The following is a 23,424-nucleotide window of genomic DNA, read 5'->3' on the forward strand; positions in this document are numbered from 1 at the left end:
CTTGGGCGGAAGGCCCGCACGAGGGGTTTTTTTTATCTCGGGAGGGAGCAGCGGGAAAAGGATGCGAAGTGACCGGACGAAAAAGGGTTTGGAGCGGATGCCGCACCGCGCGCTCTATTGCGCCGCGGGGGTGCCGCAGGCCGCCATGGGGAAACCGTTCATCGGGGTTGCGACCTCGTTCACCGACCTTGTGCCCGGACACGTGGGGATGCGGAGCCTGGAGCGCGTTATCGAAAACGGTGTCCACGCCGCCGGGGGGTACCCGTTCCTGTTCGGGGTCCCGGCCGTGTGCGACGGGATCGCGATGGGGCACAAGGGGATGCATTATTCCCTGCCGCTGCGCGAGCTGATCGCCGACATGATCGAGTCCGTCGCCGAGGCCCACGCGCTCGACGGGCTGGTGCTGCTCACCAACTGTGACAAGATCACCCCCGGGATGCTCATGGCCGCCGCCCGGCTGAACATCCCGTGCATCGTGCTGACGGCCGGCCCCATGCTCTCGGGGCGGATGGGCGATCGCAGGCTTTCGCTGGTCAGCGACACCTTCGAGGCGGTGGGCCGCTACCAGCGGGGGGAGATCGACGCCCCCACCCTGCGGCATCTCGAGGCCGAGGCCTGTCCCGGCGAGGGCTCCTGCCAGGGACTTTACACGGCCAACACCATGGCGTGCCTGACCGAAACGCTGGGAATGTCACTGCCGGGCTGCGCGACCGCTCTGGCGGGGCTGTCCAAAAAGCGGCACCTGGGCTACGCGACCGGCCGGCGGATCGTCGAGCTGGTCCGCAAGGGGATCGTACCCCGGCAGATCCTGACCCGAGCCGCGTTCGAGAATGCCATCCGCGTGGACATGGCCCTGGGAGGCTCCTCCAACTCCGTCCTGCACCTTCTTGCGATCGCGCACGAGGCGGGAGTGCCGCTCCCCCTGTCCGAGTTCGACCGGCTCTCCCGGAAGACCCCGCAGCTCACCACGGTGACGCCGGCGGGCCCGCACATGATGGAGGACATAGAGTTCTCCGGAGGGATCCCGGCCGTGCTCAACCGCTTGCTCCCCATGCTCAGGAAGAGCAGGACGGTGGCGGGCGAGGACATCACCGCGATCGCCCGGAGAGGGCGGGTCCTGAATGACGGGATCATCCGGCGTCTCGAAGCACCCGTTCGGAACGAAGGAGGAATCGCCATCCTCACCGGCAACCTGGCGCCCGGCGGGGCGGTCATCAAGCAGTCCGGCGTCGACCCTTCCGTGTTCAGGTTCCGGGGAAAGGCCAAGGTGTTCGATTCGGAGGAAGCCGCCATGGCGGCGATCATGTCCGGGAGGATCCGGCCCGGCAGGGTCGTGGTCATCCGGTACGAAGGCCCGAAGGGAGGCCCGGGGATGCGCGAGATGCTCTCGCCCACCGCGGCAATCATGGGGATGGGGCTGGGCACGAAGGTGGCGCTCATCACCGACGGACGCTTTTCGGGGGGGACGCACGGGCCGTGCATCGGCCACATCTCTCCCGAGGCGATGGAAGGGGGGCCGATCGCTCTCGTCCGGGACGGGGACGCGATCGTCCTCGACATTCCGAGGCGGAAGCTCACCCTCGACGTCCCGGCGGCGGAGCTCGCCCGTCGCAGGAAGTCGTGGAGAGCCCCGAGGCCCAAGATCGCAGCCGGGTACCTGGCCCGGTACGCAAGGCTCGTCCGCTCGGCGGGGACGGGCGCGGTGATTACCTAGGGACGGTCCTGGATGAGGGCTTGGCAGGCCCACAAAGGGATCGATGTCACACGACAGAGGTTGATAAAGAACCAGGGGCCGCCAGGACCGTCCCTGGGTTGTAACGATCCTGGTAAAGGACTTGGCAGGCCACAAGGAGGATGCAGTGAAGATGACGGGAGCGGAAATATTCGTCAAGGCGCTGGCGGACCTGGGCGTGGATGTGGTGTTCGGCTACCCCGGCGGGGCGGTCCTGCACATCTACGACGAGCTGTTCAAGAACACGAAAGTCCGCCACTACCTGACCCGCCACGAGCAGGGGGCCGTCCACATGGCCGACGGCTACGCACGGGCGTCGGGGAAGACCGGCGTGTGCCTCGTGACCTCCGGCCCCGGGGCGACGAACACGGTGACCGGCATCGCCACCGCGTACATGGATTCGATCCCCATCGTCGTGTTCTCCGGCCAAGTGCCGACGCTGATGATCGGGAACGACGCGTTCCAGGAGGCCGACATCGTCGGAATCACCCGGCCGTGCACGAAGCACAACTACCTGGTCAAGGAAGCGAAGGACCTGGCCCGCATCATGAAGGAGGCCTTCTACATCGCCTCCACCGGGCGGCCGGGGCCCGTGCTCGTCGACATCCCCAAGGATATCCTTATGGCCTCGTCGGAGTACGCCCTACCGAAGGAGGTCAACGTGCGCGGATACCACCCGACCTACGAGGGGCACCCCCGGCAGGTGGAGAGCGCGGTCCGCCTGATCCGGGAGAAGGAGCGCCCCGTCCTCTACGCGGGCGGCGGCGTCATCCTTTCCGATTCCTCCCGGCAGCTCGTCGAGTTCGCGCACATCCTGGGAATCCCGGTCACGACGACCCTGATGGGGATGGGGGCGTTTCCGGGAACGGACCCCCTGTACATGGGGATGCTGGGGATGCACGGGACCTATTCGGCCAACATGGCGATCTCCCACAGCGACCTGATCATCGCCGTGGGAGCGCGGTTCGACGACCGGGTAACGGGGAAAGTGGACGAATTCGCCCCCCACGCCAAGATCATCCACGTCGACATCGACCCGACCTCCATCCAGAAGAACGTCCCCGTCGACATCCCGATCGTGGGAGACCTCAAGGACGTGCTGAAGAAGATGATCAAGCTCGTCAAAGGGACGAAGGAGGCCGCGCGGTACCGGGAGAAGATCACCCCGTGGCGGGAGCAGGTCGGGAAGTGGGCCGCGACCCACCCCCTTTCCTACAAGCCGTCCAAGGGCAAGATCAAGCCGCAGCACGTGGTCGAGCAGATCTACTCGCTCACCAAGGGGGAGGCGATCATCACTACGGAGGTCGGGCAGAACCAGATGTGGGCGGCCCAGTTCTACAAGTTCGACCGCCCGCGCACCTTTCTGTCCTCCGGGGGGCTGGGGACGATGGGGTACGGCTTCCCCGCCGCCATCGGCGCCCAGGTGGCCATGCCGGGCAGGCTCGTCATCGACGTGGCGGGCGACGGCAGCATCCAGATGAACATCCAGGAGCTGGCGACGGCCGTCCAGTACCGACTTCCCGTGAAAGTGGTCATCCTCAACAACGGGGCGCTGGGGATGGTCCGCCAGTGGCAGGAGCTCTTTTTCCAGGGGAAGTACTCCCAGACCTGCCTTCCCCAGATCCCGGACTTCGTCAAGCTGGCGGAGGCGTACGGCGCGGCCGGGTTTCGCGCAACCCGCCCGGAGGAGGTACGGGAGGTGCTGAAAAGAGGGTTCGCCGTCCAGGGGCCCGTGTTCATCGATGTCCTGACGGACCCGAACGAGATGGTCTACCCGATGGTGCCCGCCGGGGCGCCCTTGACGAAGATGCTGCTCGTCTGACGGGAACGCTGCGCGAGTAAGGAGAGAGGGCGATGCGTCACACCATTTCCATCCTGGTGGAGAACGAATTCGGGGTGTTAAGCCGCGTCTCCGGCCTTTTTTCCGGCCGGGGGTTCAACATCGAGTCGCTCTCGGTGGCCGAGACGCTGGACCCGTCCGTCTCCCGGATGACGATCGTGACCAGCGGCAACGACCAGATCATCGAGCAGATCCTGAAGCAATTGAACAAGCTGGTCTCGGTCATCAAGGTCGTCGATCTTACCGGAGTCGACACCGTGGACCGGGAGCTGGTTCTCGTCAAGATCAATGTGGAGTCCGAGACCAAGGCCGAGGTGCTGCGGCTGGTCGACATCTTCCGGGCGAAGATCGTGGACGTGGCGCCCCGCTGCTACACGATCGAGATGACCGGCGACGAGGGGAAGGTCAACGCCTTCGTCCAGATGCTCCGGCCGATCGGCATCAAGGAGATCGTGCGCACGGGGCGCGTGGCCATTGCCCGGGGGATGTAGCACGCCGCGGGGCAAGGATCTCCGGAAGAAGAGAGAGTCCAATCAGGAAGCCAGAGAGGGGAACGATGATGAAGATTTACCGGGAGAAGGACGCGAAGCCGCAGGCGCTCAAGAGGAAGACGATCGCGATCCTGGGCTACGGCAGCCAGGGACATGCCCACGCGAACAACCTCAAGGAGAGCGGGATGAGCGTGATCGTCGGCGAGCTCCCCGGCGGGCCCGCGGCGAAGAAGGCGCAGGACGCGGGGTTCGAGGTCCACGACGCGGCGACCGCGGTTTCCAGGGCCGACGTGGTTGCCATGCTCCTGCCGGACGAACTGCAGGGGCGGATCTACCGGGAATCGGTCGCCCCGAGCCTGAAAAAAAGCGCGTTCCTGATGTTCGCCCACGGCTTCAACATCCACTTCGGCCAGATCGTTCCCAGGGCCGACAGCAACGTTTTCATGGTGGCTCCGAAGGGGCCCGGCCACCTGGTGCGAGCGCAGTACCTGAAAGGGGAAGGGGTGCCGGCCCTCATCGCCGTTCACCAGGACCCCTCCCGCAAGAGCAAGGAGGTTGCTCTTGCCTACGCGGCGGCCATCGGCGCGGCGCGGGCGGGAGTGATCGAGACGACCTTCCGCGAGGAGACCGAGACGGACCTGTTCGGGGAGCAGGCCGTCCTGTGCGGCGGAGTGACGGCGTTGGTCCTGGCGGGATACGAGACGCTGGTCGAGGCCGGCTACGCCCCGGAGATGGCGTACTTCGAATGCCTCCACGAACTGAAGCTCATCGTAGACCTCATCTACGAGGGGGGCATCTCCACGATGCGATACTCGATCAGCAACACGGCGCAGTACGGAGACCTGACTCGCGGCCCGCGGATTATCACGGAGGAAACCAGGAAGGAGATGAAGCGGATGCTCGAGGAGGTCCGGGACGGGTCGTTCGCGCGGGAATGGATCGTCGAGAACCAGGCCAACCGTCCCGTGTTCAACGCACTTACGAAGCGCGGCGAGGAGCATCCGATCGAGGAGGTGGGACGCAGGCTCCGTGCCATGATGCCGTGGATCGCAAAAGGGCGGCTGGTTGACAAATCCAGGAACTGAGACCGCACCCGGCCCGGACGGGCAGCGGCGGGGACGCCGCAGGATCGCCCTTGAAGGCATCCCCTTCGTTCTCGCGACCGCGGCGGCGAGCGTGGCCTTCTATTTCGTCTGGCCGAAGAGCATTCCGCTTGCGGTCCTAGGGCTTCTCCTGACCGCCTTTGTTGCATGGTTCTTCCGGGACCCAGACCGGGTGACGCCGGACGAGCCCGACGCGGTGATCTCCCCCGCGGACGGAAGGGTGGTTTTTTGCGGCGAATGCCCGCCGGGGAGATACAACGCGGAGCCCGGGAAGAAGGTGAGCATCTTCATGTCCGTCTTCGACGTCCACGTCAACCGGGCGCCGGTTTCGGGAAAGGTGGTCGCTGTGCGCTATAACCCGGGGACGTTTTTCGCGGCGGACGCGGACAAGGCGTCGCTGCTGAACGAGCAGAACGGTGTTTCCCTTGAAACCTCAGGGGGGCATACGGTTTCTTATGTCCAGGTCGCAGGACTGATCGCTCGCAGGATCGTGTGCTATCTTTCCGAAGAGGACAATGTGCGGCAGGGGCAACGGGTAGGAATGATCCGGTTCGGCTCCCGGGTGGACGTCATCCTGCCGGCGTCCGCCGTCCTTCGAGTGCGGATGGGAGACCGGGTCCGGTCCGGAGAGAGCGTCTTGGGGGTGCTCCAATGAAGAAAAGGGAACGAAGGAAAGACGGGATCAGCCGGGGGATCTACGTGCTCCCCAACCTGATCACCTCGGGCTCCCTATTCGCCGGGTTCTACTCGATCGCGGCCACCTACAACGGCAAGTTCGAGAAGGCGGCGATAGCGATCATCGTGGGGGCAGTGCTCGACGCGCTGGACGGCCGGGTGGCGCGAATGACGAAGACCACCACCCAGTTCGGGGTGGAGTACGATTCGCTGGCCGATCTCGTCTCGTTCGGCGTCGCGCCGGCCTTCCTGGTCTACGGCTGGGCGCTCTCGCAGTTCGGCCGATGGGGCTGGCTGGCGGCCTTCCTGTACCTGATCTGCGGGGCGCTGCGTCTCGCCCGTTTCAACGTGCAGGTGAACACCGTCGAGAAGGGGAAGTTCAACGGACTTCCGATTCCTGCCGCCGCGATATTCGTCGCGTCGATCCTCCTGCTTTTTTACTACCTCGGAGGCTCGGGGAGCTTCAGGCACCTGACGTTGCTCCTGACCATATACGTCCTGGCCTTCCTGATGGTGAGCACGGTGCGGTACAACAGCTTCAAGGACCTGGAGGCGTTCCGGCGGCGGCCGTTCAACACGCTGGTCGTCTTCATCTTCCTTGCGCTCCTGCTGGCGGCGGAGCCCCAGATCATCATCTTCCTGTTCTCCTTGACGTACGTCGTGTCGGGGCCGATCGGGGAGCTGGTGAGCGTGATCCGGCATCGGCGGGGGAAACTGACGGAAGGCGAGAAACGCGCGGACGGGCATGACGCTTACAGAGAAAATCCTCGCTAGGCATGCGGGGAAGGACCGGGTCGAACCCGGGGAACTGATCCTCGCCCGGGTGGACCTTGCCCTGGGCAACGACGTGACGGCCCCGATCGCCATCGATGCGTTCCGGCGGCTGGGGGCCAAGGAGGTGTTCGACCGGGAGAAGATCGCCCTGGTCCCGGACCACTTCGCGCCCAACAAGGACATCCAGTCCGCCGAGCAGATGAAGAGGATGCGGGAGTTCGCTCGCGAGTACGGGATCGTGAACTACTTCGAGGTCGGCCGGATGGGGATCGAGCACGTCCTCCTGCCGGATGAGGGATTGGTCGTCCCGGGGGACCTCGTGATCGGCGCCGACAGCCACACCTGCACCTACGGGGCGCTGTGCGCCTTCTCGACCGGCGTGGGAAGCACCGACCTGGCCGCTGCGATGATCTCCGGGGAAGTCTGGCTCAAAGTCCCCACCTCCCTGCGCATCGTGCTTTCCGGCAGGCCGGGGAAGTGGGTAGAGGGGAAGGACGTCATCCTCTCCATCATCGGGAAGATCGGCGTGGACGGTGCGCTTTACCAGGCGATGGAGTACGCGGGCGAGGGGCTTTCCTCCTTGCCCATGGCGTGGCGCTTCACGATGTCCAACATGGCGATCGAGGCGGGGGCCAAGAACGGCATCTTCCCGTTCGACGGGGTGACCCGCGCTTACGCGGACGGGCGGGCGAAACGAAAATACGAAGTGGTCACCGTCGACAAGGACGCACGGTATGCCGCGGAGCTGCACGCAGACCTCTCCGCTCTCGAGCCTCAGGTGGCGTTCCCGCACCTTCCGGAGAACGCGAAGCCCCTGTCGCAAGTGGGCAATGTCCCCATCGACCAGGTGGTCGTCGGATCCTGCACGAACGGGCGGATCGAGGACCTGCGCAGCGCGGCGACCGTGCTCCGGGAGCGGAAGGTCCACGACGGCGTGCGGATGCTGGTGTTCCCGGCGACCCAGGAGATCTACCTGCAGGCGATGCGAGAAGGGCTGATGGAGGTGTTCGTGACGGCGGGGGCGGCCTTCTCCACACCGACATGCGGGCCCTGCCTGGGAGGTCACATGGGGGTTCTCGCCAAGGGGGAACGGGCGATCGCCACCACCAACCGGAACTTCGTGGGCCGGATGGGGCACCCCGAGAGCGAGGTGTACCTCGCCAACCCCGCCATCGCCGCGGCGTCCGCGGTGCTGGGCCGGATCGGCGGCCCCGACGAGCTCCCGTGATGCTGCGCGCAGATGCCGGAAGGCGCCACGCTAGACCCCATTCAGCTGCACCGCCTCGGAGGGGGACTCCGTTCGTGGCTCGCCGTGCGATGGACCCGCACGGCTGCGCTCCGGCCTCCAGGGGGCCATTCCCTCAGATCCCGGCATTCGAGGGCCGCTGCATCCACTCCGGCTTCGTCGCCCTCTCTCGCCGTACCGCAGCGGGTACGCCTCGGTCGGGCGCCTCGCCGGACGCGGCGCATCGACCCTCTCGGTGCGCGGGCTCTTCGGCAACGGCACCCTGGAGACCGGCTCACTGCGCCCCCCTCCTGCGGCGGCTCCGCCGGACCCTCCTGCTTCGTGCGCTTTCCATTGATGGCGCATACCGCCGCGGCTGCAAGTTCCCTTTCCTCGCGGGATGACGCAGCGGAGAGGAAGCCCCCCCGAGGAATCAAGCGGAACCAGGAATCGGACCCGATCGCGGCGATGGCTGCGGCGAGGAAACCACTGAACGGAGCGGAGCGCATGGAGTTCAAGGGCAAGGCCTGGAAGTACGGGGACGACGTCGACACCGACGTGATCATCCCGGCGCGGTACCTCAACACGAGCGACCCGGCGGAGCTCGCCAGGCATTGCATGGAAGACATCGACAGGGAATACGCGTCGAAGGTGTCTCCGGGCGACTTCATCGTGGCCGGGAAGAACTTCGGCTGCGGCTCGTCGCGGGAGCATGCCCCCATCGCCATCAAGGCCTCCGGGGCGCGGGCGGTGATCGCCCGGTCGTTCGCCCGGATCTTCTACCGCAATTCCTTCAACATGGGGCTGCCCATCTTCGAGGCGCCACAGGCGGTCGACGAGATCGAGAAAGGCGACCTCCTGGCCCTCGACATGGAGCGCGGAACCCTGCGCAACGAAACGAAGAAGAGAGAATACCGGATCGCCCCCGTCCCGCCGTTCATGCGGGAGCTGGTCGCCGCGGGGGGGCTGATGAACTACATGGCCGCCCGCCGGAAAGGAAAGTAGCGCCGATGCCGAAGATCTGCGTCTTTCCCGGAGACGGAATCGGCCCCGAGGTGGTGCGGGAAGCCCTCTCCGTCCTGGCGACGATCGAGGAGGTCTCTGGCCGGCGGCGATTCGAGACGGAGGAAGAGCTGCTCGGGGGCGCATCCTACGACGCCCACCGGGTCCCGATGACGGAACGGGCGCTGGCGCTCGCCAAGGCGGCGGACGCCGTGCTCCTGGGCGCGGTCGGGGGGCCCAGGTGGGACCCGCTGCCGTTCGAGGTGCGGCCGGAGCGGGCGCTCCTGGGGCTGCGGAAGAATCTGGGCCTCTTCGCGAACCTGCGCCCCGCGAAAGTCCACGCGCCCCTTCTGGATGCCTCGCCGCTCCGCAGGGAGCTCGTGGAGGGGATCGACCTCCTCGTCGTGCGGGAGCTGACCGGCGGGATCTATTTCGGGGAGCCCCGGGGGATCCGGGTGGAAAACGGCGTCGAGGTGGGGATCAATACCGAGGTCTACACCCGCCCGGAGATCGAGCGGGTCGCCCGGGTGGCTTTCGACCTGGCCCGGAAGCGGAGCCGGAAGGTGACCTCCGTGGACAAGTCCAATGTACTGGAGTCCAGCGAGCTGTGGCGCAGGATCGTGACCGAGGTGAACGACCGCGAGTATCGGGACGTGGAGCTGTCCCATATGCTGGTGGATAATTGTGCGATGCAGCTGATCCGGTACCCGAAGCAGTTCGACGTCATCGTCACGACGAATCTCTTCGGGGACATCCTCACGGACGAGGCGTCGATGATCACCGGGTCGATCGGGATGCTGCCGTCGGCCTCCATCGGCGGGAAAGTGGGGCTCTATGAACCGATCCACGGCAGCGCCCCGGACATTGCCGGGAAAGGGGTGGCAAACCCCCTGGCGATGATACTTTCGATCGCGATGATGTTAAAATATGCATTTGATCTGACCGCGGAAGCCGACCGGATCGATGAGGCGGTGGAGCAGGTGCTTGCCGGCGGATACCGTACGGGGGATATCTTCCGGGAGGGTCCGGGCGTGCGGCTCGTGGGAACGAAGGAGATGGGCGAGAAGGTCCGCGAAGCGATCCGAAAGCGCACATGAGCGCGACGAAACGCATTCCGGAAAAACACAATAGGAGAGGTGAAGCGATGAGCACCAGGAATTTCAACGTCGCGGTCGCCGGGGCGACCGGCGCCGTGGGGGAAGTGATGCTGCAGATCCTTGAGGAGCGGAAGTTCCCCGTGAAGAACATCCGCCTGCTGGCCTCCGAGCGCTCGGTCGGCAAGCGGCTCGCGTTCCGCGGCGAGCAGGTCCCCGTGGAGCTGCTCCAGAAGAGCGCCTTCAAGGGGATCGACATCGCCCTGTTCTCGGCGGGCGCATCCCGGAGCAAGGAGTTTGCGGCCGCGGCGTGGGAATCCGGCGCGGTGGTGATCGACAACTCCTCCGCCTTCCGGATGGAGCAAGAAATCCCGCTCGTGGTCCCGGAGATCAACCCGCACGCAGTCGCGCAGTTCAGGAACCGGGGAATCATCGCGAATCCGAACTGCACGACGATCATCGCGATCATGCCGCTCAAGCCCCTGCACGACTACGGGAAGCTTTCAAGGGTGGTGGCCTCCTCCTACCAGGCGACCTCCGGGGCCGGGGCCAAGGCGATGGCGGAGCTGGTCTCCCAGACGAAGGCGTTCGCCAAGGGGGAGAAGATGGAAGTGGCGGCGTTCAAGCACCAGATCGCCTTCAACGTCATCCCGCACATCGACGCTTTCCTGGACAACGGCTACACCAAGGAAGAGATGAAGATGACGAACGAGGGGCGCAAGATCCTGGAGATCCCCGGCCTGCGCGTCACCTGCACCACGGTGCGCGTGCCGGTGCTCACCGCCCACTCGATCTCGGTGAACGCCCAGTTCGAGAAGAAGATCACCCGCGAGAAGGCGAGGGAGCTCATCGCGAAGTTCCCCGGATGCCAGGTGATGGACGACCCGGCGGGCAATGTCTATCCGATGCCGCTGTTCTGCGCGGGGAAGGACGACTGCTACGTCGGCCGCATCCGGGAAGACGACAGCGCGGAGAACGCGCTCAACTTCTGGGTGTGCGGCGACCAGCTCCGCAAGGGGGCGGCGCTGAACGCCATCCAGATCGGGGAGCTGCTCGTCAAGAACCACCTGGTTCCCGTATAAGCCTGACCCCGAGGATGCGGCGCGTCAAGCTGACACTGACCTATGACGGGACCGCGTACCGGGGGTTCCAGCTCCAGCCGAACGGGCCCACGGTCCAGGCATTGGCGGAGGAGGCGTTGGGCCGGATCCTCCAGGAGGCGGTCAAACTGCGGGCGGCGGGGCGCACCGACTCCGGGGTCCACGCGCGGGAGCAGGTGGTCGATTTCGCCGACTCGGGCAACCGGCCGCTGGAAACGATCCTGCGAGGGGGGAACGCGCTGCTTCCCCCCGATATCCGCATCGTCTCCGCCGAAGAGGTTCCCCTGTCGTTCGACGCCCGACGCCACTCGAAGGAGAAGGAGTACCGGTACTTTCTCCATCTGCATCCCGTGGCCTCCCCTTTTTTCTCCCGCTATGCCTGGCACATCGAGAAGCACCTCGACCTCGGCGCGATGTGGGAAGGGCTGGCCCACGTGGTGGGGGAGCACGATTTCGCCTCCTTCCGGGGGCAGGGGTGCACGGCGGTGACGACAATCCGTACAATCTTCCGGGCGGAATTGAGCGAGCTGTATCCCGGTCTCCATTTTATCGGCATTTCCGGCGGCGGCTTCCTGCGGCACATGGTCCGCAACATCGTCGGGACGGTGGTGGACGTCGGGAAGGGGGATAATCCGCCGGAACGGGTGAGGGATTTGCTTTCCCTTCGAGATCGTTCGGAGGCGGGTCCCACCGCCCCCGCGCACGGGTTGTTTCTGTGGAGCGTCACGTACTCCGACTGAGCGCCGCGATCGGCTGCGTTCCCTGGTTACGGCGGAGCCGCCGCAGGAGGGGGGCGAAGTGAGGTAAAGCCCAGACGTGCGGGTCCACCGCACGTCGAGCCACGAGCGGAGTCCCCCTCCGGGGCGGCACAGCCGGTATGGCATGCACGTGAACAGCAGACGGGGTGAGGCGGACGGGCAAATTCTCCTTGACGGTGAGCGCCCGCTGGGATCTAATATACCCTTTGATTTCCAGGGAGATGGTTTGCGCCGATGAAGAAGACCGAATATTTCACGAGAGAGGATGCCGACCAGGCCTGGTACGTGGTGGACGCCAGGGACAAGGTCCTGGGACGCGTCGCCACGAAGGTGGCCGAAGTCCTGCGCGGGAAGCACAAACCGATGTTCACTCCCAACGCCGACATCGGCGATTTCGTCATCGTGGTCAATGCCGAAAAGGTGAAGCTGACCGGGAAGAAGATGACGGAGAAGACCTACTACCGCCACACGGGGTACATGGGGGGATTGAAGTCCACCACGCCGGAGAAGATTCTGCAGAAGCACCCGGAACGTCTCGTCGAATGGGCGGTCCGGGGGATGCTGCCCAAGTCGCGGCTGGGCGACCGGCTCTTCACCAAGCTCAAGGTCTACGCAGGCCCCGACCATCCCCACAAGGCCCAGCAGCCCAAGGCGCTGGCGGTCAACGAATAGGAGAGGATTCCGGCAAAATGGCACAAGCAGCGAAGGTCTACGCGACGGGGAAACGGAAGACAGCCATCGCCCGCGTCTACATGAAGTCGGGCAGCGGGAGAATCAGCGTCAACGGGCGGGAGTTCGAGAACTACTTCCCGGTCCTCGCGCTGCGGGCGGTCGCCGTACAGCCGCTGGTGCTCGCCGGCAAGCGGCAGTCGGTGGACGTGGAGGTGAACGTCAACGGCGGCGGGCCGTCGGCCCAGGCGGAGTCCATGAAATACGGCCTGGCCAAGGCGCTGCAGGCGGAGAACCCCGAGCTCCGTCCCGTACTGAAGCGGGCGGGGTTCCTGACCCGCGACGCCCGGATCAAGGAACGCAAGAAATACGGTCGTCCGGGGGCGAGGAAACGGTTCCAGTTCTCCAAGCGGTAAGCATCGAGGGCGAGATGCCCCGTCGAACGATTCCCGAAGGGGAAGGCCGCTACCGCCGCCTTCCCCTTCTTTTTTAGGGACGGTCCTGCCTGAGGGCATGGCGGAACAACAAATGGATCGAGGTCACACGACAGGGGATGATGGATCGACAGGCGATGTCAGGACCGTCCCGGTTCTTATGACTCCAAGGAGAGAAACATGAAGCGGGTCGCTATATTCGGCGCGACGGGATACACCGGGTTCGAACTCATCCGGCTCCTGCTGTCCCATCCTCGCGCGAAGATCTCGGCGCTGACCTCCGAGCAATACTCCGAACAGCCGGTCGAACAGGCGTTTTCCCCCTTCCGCGGGAAGCTCGCCGGCGTCGCCTTCGGGAAGACGGAGAAGATGCTTTCCGCCGGCTTCGACGCCGCCTTCCTGGCATTGCCCCACACGGTCTCGGCGCCCGTGGCCGAGGCGCTTTTCGGGAGGGGGATCCCGGTCGTCGACCTCTCGGCGGATTTCCGCTTCCGGAGCATCCCGCTGTACGAATCGGTCTACGGCGTTACGCACAAGAGCCCCGGCGTGAGCGGCAAGGCGGTCTACGGACTGCCCGAGGTGTACCGGGAGGCCCTGCGGAATACGCGGCTGGCGGCGGTCCCAGGCTGCTTCCCCACGGCGGTCATCCTCGCTCTCTACCCGCTGCTCAAGGAGGGCCTGATCGAGCGGAAGGGGATCGTGGCCGATTGCAAGACCGGCGTCTCCGGCGGCGGGAGAAGCCCCTCGCTCGGGTTCCACTACCCTGAAGTCGAAGGGGGAGTAAGGCCCTACGGGCTGCCGAAGCACCGCCATAACCCCGAGATGGACCAGGAGCTCACCCTCGCCGGCGGGGAAAAGGTCTCGATCACCTTCGTCCCCCACCTGATCCCGATGGTCCGGGGGATCCTGGCGACCTGCTACGCCACGCTCCGGCCGAAGATCTCCCACGAGGCGGTGGAGAAGGCGTATCGCAAGCATTACGGTAAGGAGCCCTTCGTGCGGCTGTGCCCGCCGGGCGTTCTTCCCTCCACCAAAGACGTGGCCGGGAGCAACGATTGCGACATCGCCTTCCGAACCGATGCGAAGACGCGGCGGGTGGTGGTCGTCTCCGTCATCGACAATCTCGTGAAGGGGGCCTCGGGGGCAGCCGTCCAGTGCTTCAACCTGATGATGGGATTCCCGGAGGAGGACGGACTCCGGGCGGCCCCCCTCTTCCCGTGAGCCCTTCCCCGAAAGGCGTGGCGGTGGTGATCCCCGCCCGGTACGCGTCGACGCGGCTGCCGGGGAAGCCCCTGGCCCAAATAGACGGTCGTCCGATGATATGGTATGTTTGGGAAAAGGCAAGGAAATCCCGGTTTGCCTCACGGATTGTCGTGGCCACCGACGACGAGCGCATCGCAGCGGCGGTCCGCGGATTCGGGGGCGAGGCGAGGATGACCTCGCCTGACTGCGCCTCGGGGACGGACCGGGTGGCCGAGACGGCGCGGGGCCTTGCCGAGGAGATCATCGTCAACCTGCAGGGCGACGAGCCGATGATGCACCCCTCCGTTATAGACGCGGTGGTTGCCCCCCTGCTCGACGACCCGGCGGTTTCGATGACGACGGCAGCCCTCCCCCGGGAGGATCCGGAGGAGTTCCTCCTCCCTTCCGTGGTGAAGGTGGTCGTTGACGACCGCGGGGATGCGCTCTACTTTTCCCGTTCCTCCATCCCCCATTACCGGGACACCGGGTTCGGAAGGTACCGCAAGCACCTGGGGATCTACGGATACAGGAAAGATTTCCTGTTCACCGTCGCCGCCCTCCCCCCGGCTTCCCTGGAATCGGCGGAACGGCTGGAGCAGCTGCGGGTGCTGCAGAGCGGTCACAAGATCCGCGTCGTCGACGTGGAGTTCGACTCGGTGGGGGTCGACACCCCCGAGGATCTGTACGCCGTCAAGGAGAGGCTATGCGGGCGGAACGAACGGTAAAGCCGAAGTTCATCTTCGTGACCGGGGGCGTCGTGTCCTCCCTTGGGAAGGGGCTTGCGGCCGCCTCGATCGGAGCGCTCCTCGAAGCCCGGGGCCTGAAGATCACGATGCTCAAGCTCGACCCCTACATCAACGTCGACCCCGGAACGATGAACCCGTTCCAGCACGGCGAGGTGTTCGTGACCGACGACGGCGCCGAAACCGACCTCGACCTGGGGCACTACGAACGGTACGTCTCCTCGCGGATGGGGAAGAAGAACAACTGCACCACGGGCAAGATCTACCACTCGGTGATCACGAAGGAGCGGCGCGGCGACTACCTGGGCGGCACGGTCCAGGTCATCCCCCACATCACGGACGAGATCAAGCGGGTCATCAGCGCGGCGGCCCAGGGCTACGACCTCGCGATCGTCGAGGTCGGCGGCACCGTGGGCGACATCGAGAGCCTTCCGTTCCTGGAAGCGATCCGGCAGGTCCGGACGGACCGCGGGAAGGAGAACGTCCTTTACGTCCACGTCACGCTCGTCCCCTACATCGGCACGGCGGGGGAGCTGAAGACGAAACCCACCCAGCACAGCGTGAAGGAGCTGCGCTCCATCGGCATCCAGCCCGACGTCCTGTTGTGCCGATGCGAACGGCCGCTGCCCAAGGACATCAAGGCGAAGATCGCGTTATTCTGCAACGTGACCGAGGACGCGGTCATCACCGCTCGGGACGTGGAGCAGATCTACGAGCTGCCCCTGGTCTTCCACCAGGAAGGACTGGACGACAAGATCATGGAGTCCCTGAACATCTGGGCGGGCGAGCCAAGGCTCGACGCATGGTCGAAGATCATGGAGAAGTGGAAGAATCCGGTGGGCGAAGTCACGATCGCCATCGTCGGGAAGTACGTGAACCTGCGCGAGTCGTACAAGAGCCTGAACGAGGCTCTGACGCACGGCGGGATTGCCCACTCGGTCCGGGTCCTGCACCGGTACGTGGACTCCGAGGAGGTCGAGCGGCAGGGGGCCGAGGCGCTTCTGAAGGGGGCCGACGGGATCCTGGTCCCCGGAGGGTTCGGGTCGCGCGGAGTGGAAGGGAAGATCGCCTCCGTGCGGTACGCCCGGGAAAACCGCATCCCCTTCTTCGGCATCTGCCTCGGGATGCAAGTGGCCGTGGTGGAATTTGCCCGGAACGTGTGCGGCCTCCCGGCGGCCACCAGCCGGGAACTCGACGCGGAGAGCGAGTGCGCGGTCATCGACCTCATGCCGGACCAGCGCGGGGTGGTGGAGAAGGGAGCGACGATGCGGCTCGGGGCGTACCCCTGCTCCCTCGCCGAGAAATCGCTCGCCCGCAAGGCGTACGCCGCCGCGGAGGTCTCGGAGCGGCACCGGCACCGCTACGAATTCAACAACGAGTTCCGGGAGGCCCTTTCCGCCAGGGGGCTGCGGATCACCGGCCTGTCGCCGGACGGGCGCCTCGTGGAGATCGTGGAGATCCAGGACCATCCCTGGTTCCTGGGCTGCCAGTTCCACCCCGAGTTCCAGTCGCGGCCGATGGCGCCCCACCCCCTCTTCCGCGATTTCATCGGCGCCGCCTACACCGTTTCCCGGAGACAGGGGGTATCGTGATCCGTCAAGTCGAGATCGCGGGGCGGTTCCGGATCGGGGCGGGGAACCCGCCGGCCTTCATCGCCGGACCGTGCGTCCTGGAGTCGGAGAGCCTCGCGATGGCCGTGGCGGAGTTTCTTTCGGGGCTGGCCACCCGCCTGTGCGTTCCCCTCATCTTCAAGGGTTCCTTCGACAAGGCGAACCGCTCCTCGGGCCGGTCTTCCCGCGGGCCCGGGCAGGAGGAGGGACTGCGCATCCTGGGGGAGGTGAAGCGGAAGTTCCGCGTTCCGGTGACCACAGACGTGCACGAGCCGAAACAGGTTGCCGCGGTGGCAGCGGTGGTCGACCTTCTCCAGATCCCGGCCCTCCTGTGCCGCCAGACCGATCTGCTGGTGGCGGCGGGCGAGACGGGCCTGCCGGTCAACATCAAGAAGGGGCAGTTCATGGCGCCATGGGACATGGAAAACGCCGTGGAGAAGGTGACGTCGACCGGGAATTCCGCCGTCCTGGTCACGGAGCGGGGAACCACGTTCGGCTACAACAACCTGGTCGTCGATTACCGCGGGCTGCCCGCCATCCGGGAGGGGATCTGCCCGGTGATCTTCGACGCAACGCACAGCGTCCAGCTCCCGGGCGGAGCGGGAAAGGTTTCCTCCGGCGATCGCCGGTTCGTCGCACCCCTCGCCCGCGCAGCCGTGGCGGCGGGGGTGGACGGCGTGTTCCTCGAGGTCCATCCGGACCCGAGCCGGGCCCTTTCCGACGGTCCCAACAGCCTGCCGCTTGACGACGTGGAGCCGCTCCTGCGGACCCTCCTCGCGATCCGCGAGGCGGCGGAGTCCGGGGCGGCCGGGAAAGGAGAAGGGACATGACCCGCAACCTGACCGGGCGCGCCGCACGGGTGCTCTCCATCGAGGCGGAAGGGCTTCTCGCGCTGCGGGAGAAGCTCGACCATCATTTCACCCGGGCCGTCGAGATGCTGCTGCGCGCACCCGGCAAGGTGATCGTTACCGGAATGGGGAAGTCCGGGCTCATCGGCCGAAAGGTCGCAGCGACCCTGGCGTCCACCGGAACGCCGGCCTTCTTTCTCCACCCGGCGGAAGGGCTCCACGGCGACATCGGGATGGTCCTCAAAGGGGACGTCGTCATCGCGCTCTCGAACTCGGGCGAGACCCAGGAAGTCGTGCGGCTCCTCCCCGTCTTCAAGCGGTTGGGGCTCGAGCTCATCGCCCTGACGGGAAACCCGCAGTCCACCCTCGCCCGTCACGCCGACGCCGTGATCGACGTCGGGGTCCACGAGGAGGCGTGCCCGATGGGCCTGGCCCCGACGGCCTCCACCACGGCGGCACTGGCGATGGGGGACGCGCTCGCGGTCGTGCTGTTCGAGGAGAAAGGGTTTTCCGAGCAGGACTTCGCGATGCTTCACCCTGGCGGCATCTTGGGCCGAAAGCTCCTCATGGTGGAGGAGCTGATGCACACCGGCGAGGAGATCCCCCTGGTCTCCTGCGAAACGCCGCTCAAGGATGCACTGTTCACGATCAGCTCCAAGCGGCTGGGTGTCACGGGGGTCCTCAACGGATCCGGTACCCTGGTCGGGGTGATCACGGACGGGGATGTCCGCCGGGCCATGGAGAAGGGGGTCGATCTCTTCGGCGCGCGCGCGGAAGAGGTGATGTCGATCCGCCCCAAGCGCATCTCCTCCTCGGATCTCGCCGCTTCCGCACTGCGGAAAATGGAGGAACATTCGATCACGAGCCTCTTCGTCTTCGACGCGGTGGAGGCGGAACTGTTGGTGGGCATCGTCCACGTCCACGATCTTCTGAAGGCAGGGGTCGGATGAGCGTCCCCCTGCTTCGGCCCGATGCCGCGGAGAAGGCGGCCAGGGTACGTCTCTTCCTGGTCGACGTGGACGGAGTCCTTACCGATGGGGGGATCGTCTACGACGGCGGCGGGCGGGAGATCAAGCGCTTCCACGTCCGGGACGGGCACGGCATCAAGATGCTCCAGCGTGCCGGCATCGAAGTGGGCATCATCACCGGGCGGACGTCGGAGGTGGTCGCGGTCCGGGCGAAGGAGCTGGACATTTCCCTTGTCCGCCAGGGGGTGAGGGACAAGGTGGCCGCCTGGCGGGAGATCCTCGCGGGAAAAGGCGTCTCCCCCGGGGAGACCGCCTATGTGGGCGACGACATCGTGGACGTGCCCCTGATGCGGAGGGTGGGGTTCGCCGCGTCAGTGGCGGATGCGGAAAGCTACGTGCGGGAAGCGGCCGATTACGTTTCCACGCGGGCCGGAGGCCAGGGCGCCGTCCGTGAGATTATCGAGTTTGTCCTGCGGTCCAGCGGGGCGTGGGAGAAGGTCGCCTCCAAGTACTTCGCGGCCGGGCCCTAGTGCACCGTCTCGCAAATATCTTGGCATTCGAGCGCCGCTGCAGCAGCGAAGGCTTCGTTGCGCTCCTTCACTCGGGGGACACTCTTGGTTTTCTCGTCGAGTGAACAAAGAGTGTCCCCCGCCACCTCAGTCGCGCGCCTTGCCGGCGCTTTGCCTCGACGCTCTCGGTGCGTCAAGCTATTTACGAGACGGTACACCAGATGACGCGCCGCTGGATGATCTCCTTCGGGGCGCTGTTCGCGGTTCTGGGAGGAATCGGGCTTCTGGCCGCGATTTCCTCGAAGGGCCCCGGTCCGCAGGGGCCCTGGGAACCGTCCGACGCCGGAGCGCCGTCCGAGCCGGAAGTCATCCTCCGGAACGTGGAAATGCGGGAGATCCGGAACGAGGGAGCACCGTACCGGCTTTTCTCGGACCAGGCCACCTACCTGCTCCTGGCGGGCAGGTTTTCCGCCACCGGCGTGATCCTCGTGCTGCCGGGCGGTGTCGGGGAGGTCGTCGTTCGCGCCCCGAAGGCCTCCTGGGACATGCAGAATGGGCAGATCTTCCTTCCCGAAGGAGGTTCCGCCGAAAACGACACCGGGTGGTCCGCCGCGATCTCCACCGCAAACCTTTCCCTCCCTGAGCGGATTCTGACCGCGACAGGGAAAGCCAGTCTTTCAGGCCCGGGGCTCTCGGTGGTGGGAGACAACCTGGTCTGGCACTGGAGGGAGGGGAAGGTGTCGCTCGAGATGCCGAAGACCCGGCTAGAGCCTTCCCTGGCATTTCGAAGGAGGGGGTGAGCCGATGCGGAAGCGGGCAGCAATTTTCGTGCTCCTGTTCCTTGCGGCCGCTGTCACCACCGTCCTGGCGGAGGAGCGCAAGGTTCCCAAGGACGAGGGATTCGGGGATCGCCCCATCGAAATCACCGCCGACCGGCTGTCCGCCGACAGCGTGAAAAATTCGGTGACCTTTGAAGGGAATGTGATCGCGAAGCAGGGGGACGTGACCCTGTCCTCCGAACACCTGTTCGCGGAATACGCTCGCGGTACGGGGATCATCGAGAAGATCATCGCGGAAGGGAGTGTCCGTGTGAACCAGGAAGATAAGGAAGCCCGCGCGGCGCGTGCCGTGTTCTATAACCTCGAGCAGCGGATCGTCCTCTCGGGCGGCGCCTACCTCATCCAGGAGGGGAACACCGTGAAGGGGGAGGCGATGACCATCTACCTTCGGGAGAACCGTTCCGTGGTCACGGGAGGGGAGGGGGGCCGCGTCAAGGCGGTCATCCAGCCGAAAGGTCGCACGGGAAGGAAGGAGAGGTCGGGTCAGTGAAGTCGCTTGTCGCCCGGAACCTGTCCAAGGGATACCGCCACCGGGAGGTGGTGAAAGGGGTCTCGCTCGACATCGGGCCGGGAGAGGTCGTGGGACTCCTGGGGCCCAACGGGGCTGGGAAGACCACCATTTTTTACATGATGGTCGGCCTTGTCGCTCCGGACGGGGGCGAGGTCACGCTCAACGGGCAGGAAATCACCCGGTTTCCGATGCACCGGCGGGCCCGGATGGGGCTCGGATACCTCCCCCAGGAGCCGTCGGTATTCCGGAAGCTGACCGTCCGTGAGAACATCCTCGCGTTCCTCGAGGAGACGCCGTTGTCCGCGGGGGAGCGGGAAGAGCGGCTGACCCAGTTGTTGCGGGAAATGCGCATTTCCCACGTTGCGGAGACGGCGGGTCTCTCGCTTTCCGGGGGGGAGCGCCGGCGCGTGGAAATCGCAAGGGCGCTGGTGATATCGCCCTCCTTCCTGCTCCTGGACGAGCCCTTCGCCGGCATCGATCCGATCTCGGTCTCCGACCTGCAGCAGATTATCCTTGGCTTAAAAGAGAAGGGGATCGGGGTTATAATAACGGATCATAACGTACGCGACACGCTCAAGGTGTGCAACCGTGCGTACATCATCTCGGAAGGGGAGATCCTTTTAGCGGGGAACCCGGAGGAGATCGCAGCGTCCGCGCGCGTTCGGGAAATCTATTTGGGAGACGGGTTTACGCTTTAACCGTCCGAGGGCGGAATGGCGCTGGAGTTACGGCAGTCCCTGAAATTGAGCCAGCAGCTGGTGATGACGCCCCAGCTGCAACAGGCGATCAAACTCCTGCAACTTTCGCGCCTGGAACTCCAGCAGGCGATCCGCGAGGAGCTCGAAACCAACCCCGTCCTGGAAGAGGCCCAGGAAAGTGCGGCGGAAGGGGAGGAGGCCCCGGAGGAGCAGGCCGGGTCCGGGTCCGAGGAGGCCGCCACCACCTCGGAAAACACCGCCCCTGCGGGGGAGGAACCCCGCCTGCGGAGCGAAACCGGACTGATCGACCGGGTCGACTGGAACTACTACTTCGAGGACGGTGCGCCGTCGGAAGGGCGCGGGGAGCGCGAGCGGGACGAGGACGACGGACGCCCGTACTACGAGAACCTGCTCACACGGAAACCCACACTCGCCGAACACCTCGAGTGGCAGATCCATCTTTCCGACGCCGATGAGGACCTCCGGCACATCGCTTCCTACCTGATCGGAAACATCGACGAGAACGGGTATCTCAAGGTTTCCGCCGAGGAGGCCGCTGGGACCCTTTCCGAGCCCGTAGCGGCGGTGGAGAACGCGATCGCCAGGATCCAGGCGCTCGATCCGACGGGCGTGGGCGCCCGCGACCTGCGGGAGTGCCTGATGATCCAGGCCCGGGAAAAGGGGGAAGAGTTCTCCCTCCCCCTGAAGATCCTCACCGACCTCTTCGACCTCTTCTCCCGAGGCGACCTCTCGGGGATCGCAAAGCGCCTGCGGATCTCGAAGGAGGCGGTCCGGGAAGCTTACCAGAAGCTGGTTTCCCTTTCCCCCAAGCCGGGAAGGGAGTTTTCGGGGGACGATGTTCACTACATCACCCCCGACGTCTACGTCATCAAGTTCGAAAACCAGTGGATGATCACCCTCAACGAAGATGGACAGCCGCGGCTGCGACTGAGCTCCTATTACCGGCGCCTCCTCTCCGACGGGGAGTCGCTTCCGAAGGAAGATCGCGAGTTCCTCAAGCAGAAGGTCAACTCCGCGTTGTGGTTCATCAAAAGCATCCAGCAACGGCAGCGGACCATCTATAAGGTCGTGGAGAGCATCATGAAGCTCCAGCACGATTTCCTGGACCGCGGGCCGAAGTACCTGAAGCCGCTGACCCTGCGGGACGTCGCCGAGGAAATCTCGATGCACGAGTCCACCGTCTCCAGGGTGACCAGCGGGAAATACGTCTACACGCCGCACGGCATTTTCGAACTGAAGTACTTCTTCAACTCGGGGCTGAACCGCGAGGGGGGGGAGGAGGACATTGCCTCCAAGTCGGTGAAGGAGAAGATCCGGGAGATCATCTCCTCTGAAGGAGGGGAAAAACCGCTTTCCGACCAGGAACTGATGCGCCTGCTCCGGAACCAGGGGATCCGGATCGCCCGGCGGACGGTGACGAAGTACCGGGCCCAGCTGGGAGTCCTTCCCTCGTCGAAGCGAAAGAAGCTCTATTAGCCGCACGAGACCGTTTCCGCCAAGGAGGGCGAAGGAGTGAGCAACCTCAACGTCACTTTCCGCCATGTCGATTCGAGCAAGCCGCTGAAGGATTATGTGATCGAGAAGCTGGGGAAGGTTCAGAAGGTAGTGGACAAGCCGTTCGACGCGCACGTCACCCTTTCGGTGGAGAAGTACCGGCACATCGCCGAGGTGTTCGTCACCGGCAAGGGGATCACGATCAAGGCATTCGAGTCCACCGACGATCTGTATTCCGCCATCGACCTTGTGTGCGACAAGGTCGAGCGACAGCTCAAGAAGTACCGGGAGAAGCGGAAAGAGAAGGGACAGGGGACCTTCCCGGCGCCGGTCGTCTCGGGATCCTCCCTCACGATCCAGGAGAGCGAGGGGGCCCGGATCGTCCGTTCCGACAACTTCCTCCCCAAGCCGATGAGCGTGGAGGAGGCTGTCCATCACCTCGATCTTCTCCAGGTGGATGTGGTGATGTTCGTCAATCAGGAGACCAACCAGCCCAGCGTCGTCTTCCGGCAGCAGGACGGGAACATCGGGTTCACGGAGCCTTCCGCCCGATGAAGCTGCTGGACATCGTCTCGCCCGGAGGCGTGGTCGACAACCTCCGGGCGGAGACGAAAGAGGGGGTCCTGCGCGAGATGTCCGAAGTGGTGGCGGCAAGCATCCCGTCGTTGTCCGCGCAGGGTCTGACGTCGATTCTCATGGACCGCGAGAGCCTCGGCAGCACGGGGATCGGGGACGGCGTCGCGATTCCGCACGGGAAGGTCCCGGGGCTTACCCGCCTGGCGGCCGTCATCGGCCGCAGCCGCGGGGGGGTGCAGTTCCATTCCCTCGACGGCAAGCCGGCCTACCTGTTCTTCCTGGTCGTGGCTCCCGAGCAGTCGGCGGGGATGCATCTCAAGGCGCTGGCCCGCATTTCCCGCCTGCTCAAGGACACGCGGTTCCGCCGGTCGCTCCTTGACGCCCGGGATGCGGACGACCTCCGGAAGATCCTCAAGGAGGAAGACGACCGGTCGTAAGGTTTTTCCGAGGGAGGCGAAGGAACGTGCC

General features: G+C 65.3%; 25 protein-coding genes. All 25 read left to right on the forward strand.

The window, feature by feature from the left end; all coding sequences use genetic code 11:
• The first annotated feature begins 61 nt into the window (after nt 1-61).
• The 25 genes from A2Z13_01640 to A2Z13_01760 all read left to right on the forward strand — a co-directional run bounded on the left by A2Z13_01640 (nt 62) and on the right by A2Z13_01760 (nt 23,393).
• Complete coding sequence (locus A2Z13_01640; GenBank protein ID OGP77480.1) at nt 62-1,714, forward strand: dihydroxy-acid dehydratase; 1,653 nt, start codon at nt 62-64, stop codon at nt 1,712-1,714.
• A 145-nt stretch (nt 1,715-1,859) separates the two neighbouring features.
• A complete protein-coding gene (locus tag A2Z13_01645) occupies nt 1,860-3,554 on the forward strand; it encodes an acetolactate synthase, large subunit, biosynthetic type (GenBank protein ID OGP77481.1) in 1,695 nt (564 codons plus the stop codon).
• A gap of 32 nt (nt 3,555-3,586) precedes the next feature.
• A complete protein-coding gene (locus A2Z13_01650) occupies nt 3,587-4,063 on the forward strand; it encodes an acetolactate synthase small subunit (GenBank protein ID OGP77482.1) in 477 nt (158 codons plus the stop codon).
• A gap of 68 nt (nt 4,064-4,131) precedes the next feature.
• Nucleotides 4,132-5,148, forward strand: a complete 1,017-nt coding sequence (locus A2Z13_01655; protein OGP77483.1) for a ketol-acid reductoisomerase — start codon at nt 4,132-4,134, stop codon at nt 5,146-5,148.
• A gap of 43 nt (nt 5,149-5,191) precedes the next feature.
• Entirely contained in the window at nt 5,192-5,821 is a 630-nt protein-coding gene (locus A2Z13_01660; protein OGP77559.1) for a phosphatidylserine decarboxylase, read from the forward strand.
• Entirely contained in the window at nt 5,818-6,615 is a 798-nt protein-coding gene (locus tag A2Z13_01665) for a CDP-diacylglycerol--serine O-phosphatidyltransferase (GenBank protein ID OGP77484.1), read from the forward strand. Before A2Z13_01660 ends, A2Z13_01665 begins: the two co-directional genes overlap by 4 nt.
• Nucleotides 6,587-7,843: a 3-isopropylmalate dehydratase large subunit gene (locus tag A2Z13_01670; GenBank protein OGP77485.1), complete on the forward strand. Its 1,257-nt coding sequence runs from the start codon at nt 6,587-6,589 to the stop codon at nt 7,841-7,843. The genes A2Z13_01665 and A2Z13_01670 overlap by 29 nt, the downstream gene beginning before the upstream one ends.
• Before the next feature lie 504 nt (nt 7,844-8,347).
• Nucleotides 8,348-8,845 (forward strand): 3-isopropylmalate dehydratase small subunit, encoded by a 498-nt coding sequence (gene leuD / locus A2Z13_01675; protein ID OGP77560.1) that lies wholly within the window; start codon nt 8,348-8,350, stop codon nt 8,843-8,845.
• Nucleotides 8,846-8,850: 5 nt separating this feature from the next.
• Nucleotides 8,851-9,939 (forward strand): 3-isopropylmalate dehydrogenase, encoded by a 1,089-nt coding sequence (locus A2Z13_01680; GenBank protein OGP77486.1) that lies wholly within the window; start codon nt 8,851-8,853, stop codon nt 9,937-9,939.
• Nucleotides 9,940-9,986: 47 nt separating this feature from the next.
• Nucleotides 9,987-11,018 carry an aspartate-semialdehyde dehydrogenase gene (locus tag A2Z13_01685; GenBank protein ID OGP77487.1) on the forward strand — a complete coding sequence of 344 codons (1,032 nt, stop codon included), beginning with the start codon at nt 9,987-9,989 and terminating at the stop codon, nt 11,016-11,018.
• A 14-nt stretch (nt 11,019-11,032) separates the two neighbouring features.
• Nucleotides 11,033-11,776, forward strand: coding sequence for a tRNA pseudouridine(38-40) synthase TruA (locus A2Z13_01690; GenBank protein ID OGP77488.1), 744 nt, complete (start codon nt 11,033-11,035; stop codon nt 11,774-11,776).
• Nucleotides 11,777-12,028: 252 nt separating this feature from the next.
• Nucleotides 12,029-12,466: a 50S ribosomal protein L13 gene (locus A2Z13_01695; GenBank protein ID OGP77489.1), complete on the forward strand. Its 438-nt coding sequence runs from the start codon at nt 12,029-12,031 to the stop codon at nt 12,464-12,466.
• A gap of 17 nt (nt 12,467-12,483) precedes the next feature.
• Nucleotides 12,484-12,879, forward strand: a complete 396-nt coding sequence (locus tag A2Z13_01700; GenBank protein OGP77490.1) for a 30S ribosomal protein S9 — start codon at nt 12,484-12,486, stop codon at nt 12,877-12,879.
• Between the two features lie 198 nt (nt 12,880-13,077).
• Nucleotides 13,078-14,118: an N-acetyl-gamma-glutamyl-phosphate reductase gene (locus A2Z13_01705; GenBank protein OGP77491.1), complete on the forward strand. Its 1,041-nt coding sequence runs from the start codon at nt 13,078-13,080 to the stop codon at nt 14,116-14,118.
• Nucleotides 14,119-14,135: 17 nt separating this feature from the next.
• A complete protein-coding gene (locus tag A2Z13_01710) occupies nt 14,136-14,864 on the forward strand; it encodes a hypothetical protein (GenBank protein ID OGP77561.1) in 729 nt (242 codons plus the stop codon).
• Nucleotides 14,843-16,474: a CTP synthase gene (locus tag A2Z13_01715; GenBank protein OGP77492.1), complete on the forward strand. Its 1,632-nt coding sequence runs from the start codon at nt 14,843-14,845 to the stop codon at nt 16,472-16,474. The genes A2Z13_01710 and A2Z13_01715 overlap by 22 nt, the downstream gene beginning before the upstream one ends.
• The gene (locus tag A2Z13_01720; protein OGP77562.1) at nt 16,474-17,322 is read left to right on the forward strand and encodes a 3-deoxy-8-phosphooctulonate synthase; all 849 of its coding nucleotides are present in this window, start codon (nt 16,474-16,476) and stop codon (nt 17,320-17,322) included. The genes A2Z13_01715 and A2Z13_01720 overlap by 1 nt, the downstream gene beginning before the upstream one ends.
• Nucleotides 17,319-18,290: a D-arabinose 5-phosphate isomerase gene (locus A2Z13_01725; protein OGP77493.1), complete on the forward strand. Its 972-nt coding sequence runs from the start codon at nt 17,319-17,321 to the stop codon at nt 18,288-18,290. Before A2Z13_01720 ends, A2Z13_01725 begins: the two co-directional genes overlap by 4 nt.
• A complete protein-coding gene (locus tag A2Z13_01730) occupies nt 18,287-18,838 on the forward strand; it encodes a phenylphosphate carboxylase subunit delta (protein OGP77494.1) in 552 nt (183 codons plus the stop codon). Before A2Z13_01725 ends, A2Z13_01730 begins: the two co-directional genes overlap by 4 nt.
• Nucleotides 18,839-19,038: 200 nt before the next feature.
• Complete coding sequence (locus A2Z13_01735; protein OGP77495.1) at nt 19,039-19,617, forward strand: hypothetical protein; 579 nt, start codon at nt 19,039-19,041, stop codon at nt 19,615-19,617.
• A 4-nt stretch (nt 19,618-19,621) separates the two neighbouring features.
• Nucleotides 19,622-20,146: a lipopolysaccharide transport periplasmic protein LptA gene (locus A2Z13_01740; protein ID OGP77496.1), complete on the forward strand. Its 525-nt coding sequence runs from the start codon at nt 19,622-19,624 to the stop codon at nt 20,144-20,146.
• Entirely contained in the window at nt 20,143-20,865 is a 723-nt protein-coding gene (locus A2Z13_01745) for an LPS export ABC transporter ATP-binding protein (GenBank protein OGP77497.1), read from the forward strand. Before A2Z13_01740 ends, A2Z13_01745 begins: the two co-directional genes overlap by 4 nt.
• A 15-nt stretch (nt 20,866-20,880) precedes the next feature.
• Nucleotides 20,881-22,362, forward strand: coding sequence for an RNA polymerase sigma-54 factor (locus A2Z13_01750; GenBank protein OGP77498.1), 1,482 nt, complete (start codon nt 20,881-20,883; stop codon nt 22,360-22,362).
• Between the two features lie 36 nt (nt 22,363-22,398).
• A complete protein-coding gene (locus tag A2Z13_01755; protein ID OGP77499.1) occupies nt 22,399-22,935 on the forward strand; it encodes a ribosomal subunit interface protein in 537 nt (178 codons plus the stop codon).
• The gene (locus A2Z13_01760) at nt 22,932-23,393 is read left to right on the forward strand and encodes a PTS fructose transporter subunit IIA (protein ID OGP77500.1); all 462 of its coding nucleotides are present in this window, start codon (nt 22,932-22,934) and stop codon (nt 23,391-23,393) included. The genes A2Z13_01755 and A2Z13_01760 overlap by 4 nt, the downstream gene beginning before the upstream one ends.
• Nucleotides 23,394-23,424: the final 31 nt, after the last annotated feature.

This window comes from Deltaproteobacteria bacterium RBG_16_64_85 (assembly GCA_001798885.1).
Lineage (GTDB): Bacteria > Desulfobacterota > Deferrimicrobia > Deferrimicrobiales > Deferrimicrobiaceae > FEB-35.

Bases quoted from the DNA above. Each gene is read 5' to 3' on its own strand.
- A2Z13_01640 (OGP77480.1), top strand. From the start codon at position 62: ATGCGAAGTGACCGGACGAAAAAGGGTTTGGAGCGGATGCCGCACCGC.
- A2Z13_01650 (OGP77482.1), top strand. From the start codon at position 3,587: ATGCGTCACACCATTTCCATCCTGGTGGAGAACGAATTCGGGGTGTTA.
- A2Z13_01655 (OGP77483.1), top strand. From the start codon at position 4,132: ATGAAGATTTACCGGGAGAAGGACGCGAAGCCGCAGGCGCTCAAGAGG.
- A2Z13_01665 (OGP77484.1), top strand. From the start codon at position 5,818: ATGAAGAAAAGGGAACGAAGGAAAGACGGGATCAGCCGGGGGATCTAC.
- A2Z13_01670 (OGP77485.1), top strand. From the start codon at position 6,587: ATGACGCTTACAGAGAAAATCCTCGCTAGGCATGCGGGGAAGGACCGG.
- leuD (OGP77560.1), top strand. From the start codon at position 8,348: ATGGAGTTCAAGGGCAAGGCCTGGAAGTACGGGGACGACGTCGACACC.
- A2Z13_01680 (OGP77486.1), top strand. From the start codon at position 8,851: ATGCCGAAGATCTGCGTCTTTCCCGGAGACGGAATCGGCCCCGAGGTG.
- A2Z13_01685 (OGP77487.1), top strand. From the start codon at position 9,987: ATGAGCACCAGGAATTTCAACGTCGCGGTCGCCGGGGCGACCGGCGCC.
- A2Z13_01690 (OGP77488.1), top strand. From the start codon at position 11,033: ATGCGGCGCGTCAAGCTGACACTGACCTATGACGGGACCGCGTACCGG.
- A2Z13_01695 (OGP77489.1), top strand. From the start codon at position 12,029: ATGAAGAAGACCGAATATTTCACGAGAGAGGATGCCGACCAGGCCTGG.
- A2Z13_01700 (OGP77490.1), top strand. From the start codon at position 12,484: ATGGCACAAGCAGCGAAGGTCTACGCGACGGGGAAACGGAAGACAGCC.
- A2Z13_01705 (OGP77491.1), top strand. From the start codon at position 13,078: ATGAAGCGGGTCGCTATATTCGGCGCGACGGGATACACCGGGTTCGAA.
- A2Z13_01715 (OGP77492.1), top strand. From the start codon at position 14,843: ATGCGGGCGGAACGAACGGTAAAGCCGAAGTTCATCTTCGTGACCGGG.
- A2Z13_01725 (OGP77493.1), top strand. From the start codon at position 17,319: ATGACCCGCAACCTGACCGGGCGCGCCGCACGGGTGCTCTCCATCGAG.
- A2Z13_01730 (OGP77494.1), top strand. From the start codon at position 18,287: ATGAGCGTCCCCCTGCTTCGGCCCGATGCCGCGGAGAAGGCGGCCAGG.
- A2Z13_01735 (OGP77495.1), top strand. From the start codon at position 19,039: ATGACGCGCCGCTGGATGATCTCCTTCGGGGCGCTGTTCGCGGTTCTG.
- A2Z13_01740 (OGP77496.1), top strand. From the start codon at position 19,622: ATGCGGAAGCGGGCAGCAATTTTCGTGCTCCTGTTCCTTGCGGCCGCT.
- A2Z13_01750 (OGP77498.1), top strand. From the start codon at position 20,881: ATGGCGCTGGAGTTACGGCAGTCCCTGAAATTGAGCCAGCAGCTGGTG.
- A2Z13_01760 (OGP77500.1), top strand. From the start codon at position 22,932: ATGAAGCTGCTGGACATCGTCTCGCCCGGAGGCGTGGTCGACAACCTC.